Source organism: Acinetobacter sp. Lyrl_1 (genome assembly GCF_051948795.1).
In the GTDB taxonomy this organism is placed as follows: Bacteria; Pseudomonadota; Gammaproteobacteria; order Pseudomonadales; family Moraxellaceae; genus Acinetobacter; species Acinetobacter towneri.
In genome coordinates, this window is sequence record NZ_JAYJLK010000001.1 from 204,971 (window position 1) to 213,261 (window position 8,291).

6 protein-coding genes are annotated in these 8,291 nt (G+C 41.6%); 3 read left to right on the plus strand and 3 right to left on the minus strand.

Annotation, left to right across the window (positions count from 1 at the left end):
* Positions 1-113 precede the first annotated feature (113 nt).
* Positions 114-3,302 (minus strand): DNA translocase FtsK, encoded by a 3,189-nt coding sequence (locus tag VF675_RS00970; RefSeq protein ID WP_440204621.1) that lies wholly within the window; start codon positions 3,300-3,302, stop codon positions 114-116.
* A gap of 341 nt (positions 3,303-3,643) precedes the next feature.
* Here VF675_RS00970 and trxB point away from each other — a divergent pair, with 341 nt between their 5' ends.
* The 3 genes from trxB to VF675_RS00985 all read left to right on the plus strand — a co-directional run bounded on the left by trxB (position 3,644) and on the right by VF675_RS00985 (position 6,276).
* On the plus strand, positions 3,644-4,597 hold the full coding sequence (gene trxB / locus VF675_RS00975) for a thioredoxin-disulfide reductase (protein ID WP_104852414.1): 954 nt from the start codon (positions 3,644-3,646) through the stop codon (positions 4,595-4,597).
* Between the two features lie 107 nt (positions 4,598-4,704).
* A complete protein-coding gene (gene aat / locus VF675_RS00980; protein ID WP_096902699.1) occupies positions 4,705-5,436 on the plus strand; it encodes a leucyl/phenylalanyl-tRNA--protein transferase in 732 nt (243 codons plus the stop codon).
* A 24-nt stretch (positions 5,437-5,460) separates the two neighbouring features.
* Positions 5,461-6,276: an arginyltransferase gene (locus VF675_RS00985; protein WP_178866996.1), complete on the plus strand. Its 816-nt coding sequence runs from the start codon at positions 5,461-5,463 to the stop codon at positions 6,274-6,276.
* Between the two features lie 39 nt (positions 6,277-6,315).
* On the opposite strand, the gene rimI is transcribed toward VF675_RS00985, so the two are convergent.
* Positions 6,316-6,774: a ribosomal protein S18-alanine N-acetyltransferase gene (rimI, locus tag VF675_RS00990; protein WP_004975283.1), complete on the minus strand. Its 459-nt coding sequence runs from the start codon at positions 6,772-6,774 to the stop codon at positions 6,316-6,318.
* Positions 6,775-6,880: 106 nt separating this feature from the next.
* Positions 6,881-7,762 carry a metal-dependent hydrolase gene (locus tag VF675_RS00995; protein WP_096902701.1) on the minus strand — a complete coding sequence of 294 codons (882 nt, stop codon included), beginning with the start codon at positions 7,760-7,762 and terminating at the stop codon, positions 6,881-6,883.
* Between the last annotated feature and the right edge of the window lie 529 nt (positions 7,763-8,291).

Below are 8,291 nucleotides of genomic sequence, written 5' to 3' on the forward strand. Positions count from 1 at the left end.
TCTGGCTAAATTCAGCCAAAAAGATTGAGTGTAAAAAGAAAAAATCCCGCAATTGAATTGCGGGATTTTTTTATAGCACTACTTGATTCAAAATCAAACAGAAAGTGAAAGCTTTACACTAAAATTTCACGTTTCCCATTTGCTCCTTGCTCGCTCACAATGCCTTGCTCTTGCATCTGATCAACAATACGCGCTGCACGGTTATAGCCCAAGCTAAATTTGCGCTGTAAAGATGAGGTCGATACTTTACGTGTTTCTAGCACAAACGCCACACACTGATCATATAGCACATCACGGTCTGGACTGCCCTCACCATCTTCAAAACCACGTGAAGATGGTTCTTCATCAAATGGTGTCAAGATTTCATCAACATAGTCAGGATCACCACGCTCACGCCACGCATCACAAATACGATTGACTTCATCATCCGAAATAAATGCCCCATGCACACGTTCTGGCTCAATTTTACCTGGCCCTAAAAACAGCATATCACCATGACCGAGCAGATCTTCTGCGCCACCTGCATCCAAAATAGTACGTGAGTCAATTTTTGAGTTTACACGTAAAGCCACACGAGTTGGAATGTTGGCTTTAATTAGACCAGTGATCACATCTACCGATGGACGCTGAGTTGCTAAGAGTAAGTGAATTCCTGCTGCACGTGATTTTTGTGCTAAACGGGTAATCATTTCTTCCGCTTTCTTTCCTACTTGCATGATCATGTCGGCAAACTCATCTGCCACAATGACAATAGATGGCAATGGCGTTAAGCGCGGTGCACGTTCCTGCGTTGCAGAATCGCTAGGTTTCCAAGTTGGATCAATTAAATCTTCACCATTGGCAATAGATTCTTCAACCTTACGGTTATAGTCGCTTAATTTACGAATTTTTAGGAAAGACATCAGCTTATAGCGACGCTCCATTTCATTGACACACCAATTTAAAGCACTGACCGCATCTTTCATGTCAGTCACTACAGGCGTCAACAAATGTGGAATGTCGTTATAGTTAGCGAGCTCCAATTGTTTCGGATCAATCAAAATTAAACGCAATTGATCAGGCTTATATTTCAGCAACATCGACAAAATCATCGAGTTCACTGCCACTGATTTACCTGAACCCGTTGTCCCTGCTACGAGCATGTGCGGTGCTTTGCCCAATTCAGTGATCACAGGGTTGCCTGAAATATCTTTCCCCATCGCCATAGATAAAATGCCGTTTGGATCTTCAAAAGCAGGCGTTAGTAATAACTCAATTAAACGTACCATTTCACGTGAACTGTTCGGTACCTCAATACCAATATACGGCTTGCCCGGAATCACTTCGACCACACGTACCGATGCCATTGACATTGAACGCGCTAAGTCACGGGAAATATTGGTCACTTTCGACGCTTTGACCCCGGGTGCCAAATCCAGCTCAAAACGGGTCACAACAGGGCCAGGCTGTGCTTCAACCACTTTGGCTTTGACATTAAATTCCTGTAATTTAATTTCCAGCAATTCCGACAAGCGCGATAATTGTTCTGCAGTGAAGTTCACTTTTTTGTTTGGATCGACTTTATCGAGCAAATCCAAACCTGGAAGCGGAGAAAGATCACGACGTTTTTCTGCAACCTGCATGGCGCGTGACATCGGGCGACCATGTGCATCGGTTAGCGGCGCATCAAAGTCAAAGTCATCTTCATCTTGCGGCTTGCCTGCGGTTTCCTGCCATGCTTCGATAAATGCTTCTTTGGATAATGCTGCTTTTTCTGCATGTTCAGCCTGTGTAGCTGTCCCTGCACTTGCCATCACTGCGGCAGCGGCTGCCGTCTGAATAGGTGCCTGAACAAAAGCAGAACTTTGTGCATAGCTACTGGTACTACGCGCTACAGGCGCTTGATCTTGAAATGCATCTTGCTGTAACTCATCACCCAAAAGATCATCCACCAACAAGTCATCTAAACTGTCTAAATCATGCTGCAAATGGCGCTCTTGGCGTACAGCATGATTTTGCGTATTCGAAGCACTTGACGATGGCGGGTTAAAATCTGACTCAAATCTGCTGAGATCATCGTTAAAATTGTGAGCCGTAGGATTCGAGTGCGGATGCACTGTTTCTTGCTGGGTCACAGACTCATCTAAAGTATCCATTGCCCCGCTGTTTTGGAATGGGCTGTGTAAATCACTTGCAGCTTTGCCTTGCGGAACTGCTGCGAGCAATTCATCAAAAATTTGATCATCATCCCAATCTAACGAAGATTTTGCAGTGGCTTGAGATGCCGTAGATGCAGGACGCACTTCATCAAAAGGATTCGATTGTAGATGTGGCTCTGGTTCTTCAGAAGCACGTAATAATGCATGAATGTCTTGGTTATGCTGACTGTCGGTATTTTCCTGTAAAGCACGCCACACTTCGCCTGTCGCAACAATACGCTGGCTGTCTTGTTCTAAGCGATGCGCCTTTTCGATGGTTTTTTCTAACTCAACATCATCAATTTCATCTTGCACCAATAGCTGTTGCTGCGCCTGTTGCTCTTCTTCTTCACGTTGCTGCATGTGATTAAACATACGCTCTGCCGCAGGATGTGGCGCAGTTGTTTCAGCTTCTTTCGCCTGTGCAACCACGGGTTCACTTGCTGCTTCTAAATCAGTTGATGCCACTTCAACAGCAACCACAGGTGCAGCAGCGACAACGGTCTTTTTCACCTGTGGTGTAGAACGGTCAAAGTCAGATTCTGCTTCAGGTACATTGCGATAGAACAAATCTTGCAGATAAGCAGGTGTAGCTTTTAAAGTTGCCCACGTTCTGTTCCACTTCACCCCAAATGCGAGGGTAAATAAGAAAATCCAAAAGACGACTAAAAAAAGTGTTGCTCCATAAATGGTTAAAATTTGCGATAAACTTTTCCCAAGTTCAAAACCAATGATGCCGCCTGAGGCATTGTCTAACGTATCGGCAGGTACTTGCCAAAATAAATACAGCAAACTTGCTGTTGCCAATAAAATGAAGAATTGTGCAGCATAACGAAATGGACGGTTTAAAAAACTACGTGGCCACCAGACTTGTAAGGCTTCAATAAAAAAATAAGCAGGAAGAAGCAGACTCGCCCAACCTAAAAAGCCAAACAGTAAATCGGCAATCCACGCACCTGCGATTCCACTCGCATTTGAAACCTGTTGGGTGTCACTGGAAATGTGCATCCAACCTGGGTCAAATGGAGTATAGGTCACCGTTGCAAGGAACAGATATATTCCAAAAGAGACCAAAAATAATGTCGCTATTAAGCGATGTGCATAAGCACCCGACACCGCAGTCATATATTGTCCTGTCGCCAATTCTTCATCAATGTTTTTTGTTTGTTCGATGGTCTTAAAAAGCCACCTGATTCGGAGCGTCTGTATTTCATTTAGCTGTGTCATTTAAGTTGCATTTCACGTTGCAAGCTTCACCACACAGCAAGCTATAAATTATAACAGACCTTCTATTATGCATGTGTTGCCTAGAAAAAGATGCAAGATTATTGAAGTGTGTTGTTAACTTTTTCTATATAGCTCAAATCGATTTACATGATCAGTAATATCAACTTTAATCACACAGCAAACTCATCCTGTTTCACGTATAATTCCATAAATTTCTAAATAAAAAAAGGATGCTGTGCATGAGCGCTCGTCACTCACGTTTAATTATTTTAGGTTCAGGCCCTGCAGGTTATAGTGCTGCAGTATATGCTGCACGTGCCAACTTAAAACCGACTTTAATTGCAGGCTTACAATTGGGTGGTCAACTCACCACAACTACGGAAGTTGATAACTGGCCAGGTGATCCTGAAGGTTTAACAGGCCCAGCGTTAATGGAACGTATGCAAGCTCATGCGGAACGCTTTGGCACAGAAATCGTGTATGACCATATCAATGAAGTAAACCTGAATGTGCGCCCATTTGTACTGAAAGGTGATATGGAAGAATTTACCTGTGATGCTTTAATCATTTGCACAGGTGCGACTGCACAATATTTAGGTTTAGAATCTGAAGCAGCATTTATGGGTCAAGGCGTAAGTGCCTGTGCCACCTGTGATGGTTTCTTCTATAAAAACCAAAAAGTGATGGTCGTTGGCGGTGGTAACACGGCTGTTGAAGAAGCATTATACCTGTCTAACATTGCATCACACGTGACATTGGTGCATCGTCGTGATTCACTTCGCTCTGAAAAAATCTTGCAAGATCATTTATTTGCCAAAGAGAAAGAAGGCAAAATCAGCATTCTTTGGAACAACCAAGTTGACGAAGTCTTGGGCGACAACACAGGCGTAACTTCAGTACGTTTAAAATCAACTACCGATGGTTCTACTCAAATTGTTGATGTGTCTGGCTTATTCATTGCGATTGGTCACAAACCGAATACAGGCATGTTCGAAGGTCAATTGAACTTGCGTGATGGTTATATCCAAGTACAAAGCGGCACTGCAGGCAATGCGACACAAACTTCTGTGGCTGGCGTATTTGCTGCGGGTGATGTGGCCGATTCAATTTATCGCCAAGCGATTACTTCTGCAGGTTCAGGTTGTATGGCAGCTTTGGATGCAGAAAAATATTTAGATGCACTTGGTGAATAATTTAGTGACCAAGTTTAAAGACCGCTCTCCTTGAGCGGTTTTTTTATCACGGCATTTTTAGGTATGATGAAATCAAGTTCATCGTAAAACTTCATACGGCAATTGATATGCACACGCTCCCGGCTTCACAATTCATTTTCCCCGATCCCATTGAAGTTGATCCTGAGGGTGAAGGCTTGATTTGTGTAGGTGCAGACCTTTCCCCTTCAACCTTATATGAAGCCTATACACATGGCTTATTTCCATGGTTTTCAGAAGGTGATCCTATTTGTTGGTGGAGTCCTGAGCCACGTTGCGTGATTATTCCACAACATTATCAGCCGAGTAAGTCTTTAATCCGCAACATGAAAAAAATGGATTATCGCATTACTGTCAATCATGCCTTTGAACAGGTAATTCGCAATTGTGCCTTGCCCCGTAGCTATGCCAATGAAACTTGGATTTCTGAAGAGATCATTCAAGGTTACAGTCAGCTTTTTGCAGCAGGTTATGGCTACAGTGTCGAAGTTTGGGAGCAAGATCTTTTGGTCGGTGGTTTATATGGGGTCAGCATTGGCAAGGGCTGTTTTGGTGAGTCCATGTTTAGCCATCGCACTGATGTATCTAAAATGGCATTTTATAGTTTGATGCTGCTCGGACAAGAACAACAATTGCCTTGGATTGACTGTCAATTGGTCAATGATCATTTAATTAGTCTGGGCGCATGTACACTTTCTCGCCAAGACTATCTTAAATCGTTACAAGATGTTGTAAAACAGCCTGCAATCAATTGGAAAAAATATCAGGACAGTGTATTTTCAAGTAAAACAATAGCGCAGTATGCGCGCCTATTTGAATGACAATAACAGAGAGGGATCTTGAAAATGAATTCATATCACCCAAAATCCCTGCTAAATGATTTGCAGTATTACATTACTCCGCCGCATGATTGCAGCTATTTACCCGAAAAATCTGCGCGGATGGTTTTTTTAGACCCTGCACATAAAATTGATGTGCTGACTTTGTCTGAACTCTCTCGGGTCGGTTTTCGTCGCAGTGGCGATTTTGTCTATCGTCCTGAATGCCATTTGTGCCGCCAATGCCTTTCTTCGCGTATTCCTGTCGCTGAATTTAAAATGAACAGCACCCAAAAAAAAGCTTGGAAACGCAATCACGATTTACAAATCAAAATCACCAAGCCACAAGATGCAGGTGATTTGCATTATGCGCTGTATGAACGCTATATCAATGAACGACATGCCGATGGCGATATGTTCCCTGCCAGCCGTGACCAATTTGAAAAATTTTTAATCCACAGTTGTACCAGCAGCTTCTTTTTAGAAGTTTGGCAAGCAGATCGCCTAATTGCGGTATCGACCTGTGATTATTTAGATGATGGTATTTCTGCGGTCTATACCTTTTTTGACCCAGACGAAAGTCGTCGCTCACTCGGAACATTTGCGGTATTAAAACAAATTGAACAGGCACAGCATTTGGGACTGCAATATGTTTACTTAGGCTATTGGGTACCACATTCCAATAAAATGAATTATAAATCGCAATATGGGCCCCTTGAGCTACTACTCGATGGTCAATGGCGACGCATTAACCGCAGCCTAAATACCGATGAGGTGCAGCAATTGGGAAACTCCTTAATGACCACGCTGCCCTTAGGCTGGAATAACTCCATCATCAAATAAAAATGTAATGATGCAATACTATTTTTGCATCGATCAGATTTACTTAAACAAACTGGCAAAATCATCGCTACAAGATTTCACCATAATAATGGCATGCTCACGTGTGCCATCCGTTTTAGGATAATAATTTTTACGTAAATCAATTTGATGAAAACCTGACTTTTCATACAGGGCTATCGCAGCTAAATTACTTTCGCGTACTTCTAAAAAAATCTGCACAGGTTGGTTCTTCAATCCTGCAATAGAATGTTCTAGCAGTTGATAACCTAAACCTTTGCCTTGCTGACTTGGATGTACCGCCATCAACAACAAATTCGCTTCATCCAACACAGGTTGTAAAATACAAAAACCCACCACTCTCCCTGCATGTTCAATCACGGTACTGTGATAACTCTCTACCGCTTCGGCAAATTGTTTGGCACTCCACGGATGACTTTGTACCAAATTTTCAATCGCAACCACATCGGCGACATCATGGGCTTGCATTAAACGAATCATAAGAAATGATCTTGTGCTGTTCTAAGATGTAGGCATTATAGATTTCACGACAAAAAAATCGAGCAAAAAAAAAGGCAACTTACGTTGCCTGACCAAAGGGAAAAGTTTAAAAGCCTAATTTAGCTTTCCAAGTATTTAATAATGTTGTGGTATCAAAATCGTTAGGATGAAAATTCGGTTTGAAATAGAACAACATTTCTTTGCCCATGCCTGTAATAATCCCTTTAGATGGACTATAGGCATAACGATAAATCATGCGTAAATTTTCCAAATTCAACTGCTCGTCTTGTTTTAGTAAACGCAACAAAAAATAGTTTTGTACAAAAAATAAAGTCAGCATCGAAATAACCAAAGAACTTGTACGTAGTGCATAGGCTTTCAGACCTTTGCCAAACACACCTTCAAATACATCATACGCAACAGCTTTATGTTCGTTTTCTTCAATCGCATGCCACAACCACATAGTTTTCATGGTGTCATCGGTCATCAATTCTTGAATATGTGAATTGGTCAATAATTGTGAGGCAATCGTAGCTGTGAAATGTTCTAGCGCAGTGGTCGCAGTTAAATCTACCATTTTCTGTGTAATGCCAATCGGTTTAGCCAACTTTGCCATAAATTTGCGTGTAGTTTGAATCACAGTATCTGTATAACAATCCAAAGTATCAACATCATGCCCAAATTTCTGTGCAGAGGCATTAAAACCGACATGCTCATGCGTGTGCATGGCTTCTTGTCCAATAAATGCACTGATTTCTTTCTGTAAATCTGCATTGTCTTTCAGCATTGGGTGATAACGCACAGCACGCACACTGTCTATAAAGAACTTCTCACCTGCGGGAAATAACGCAGATAATGCAGTCATAAAATGCGTTAGACCTGCATTACCATTCATCCAATATTCAGGTACAGCATCAAAGTTGAAATTCATTCGACGGACAGGAAAACTCGCCCCTGCACGTTCACTAATACTCACTTTAGCATTCATGTTGCTCACTCCTGAGGTTACAACAATGAAGTCATTCATTTCCTGTAACCCGCTATATTTTTTATTTTTCGGTATGAGTTCATATTACGGTTTTCTGTGCGGTATTTAAGTGCAGTTAAGGACAGTGAGTTGTCAGTTCAGGACATGAGGAATAAAAAATAATGATAAGTGAAATTATTTTTTGTGACGCAAGAGTAAAAAACAGACAATGAAATTATTTTTACGACGCAAGAGTAAAAAATAGACGATGATTTTTTATGACGTAAGAGCAAGAATAATTAGACAGCAAAATTATTTTTATGATGTAAGAGAAAAAAAGGCAACTAAACTGCAGCAAAAGAATGTTCATAAAATGGTTTTAGATTGATTCAAGGTTTAAAGAACAGCTATTTCATCCATCAATACAGTAGGACAAGCTTTCATCCATCTGGAAACTAGCACACAAAATACAGCCATAAAAAAAGCGCCCCAAATGGAGCGCTTTTTCACACTATAAAGTGATTATGCTGTTACTTTAGCAACAACACCA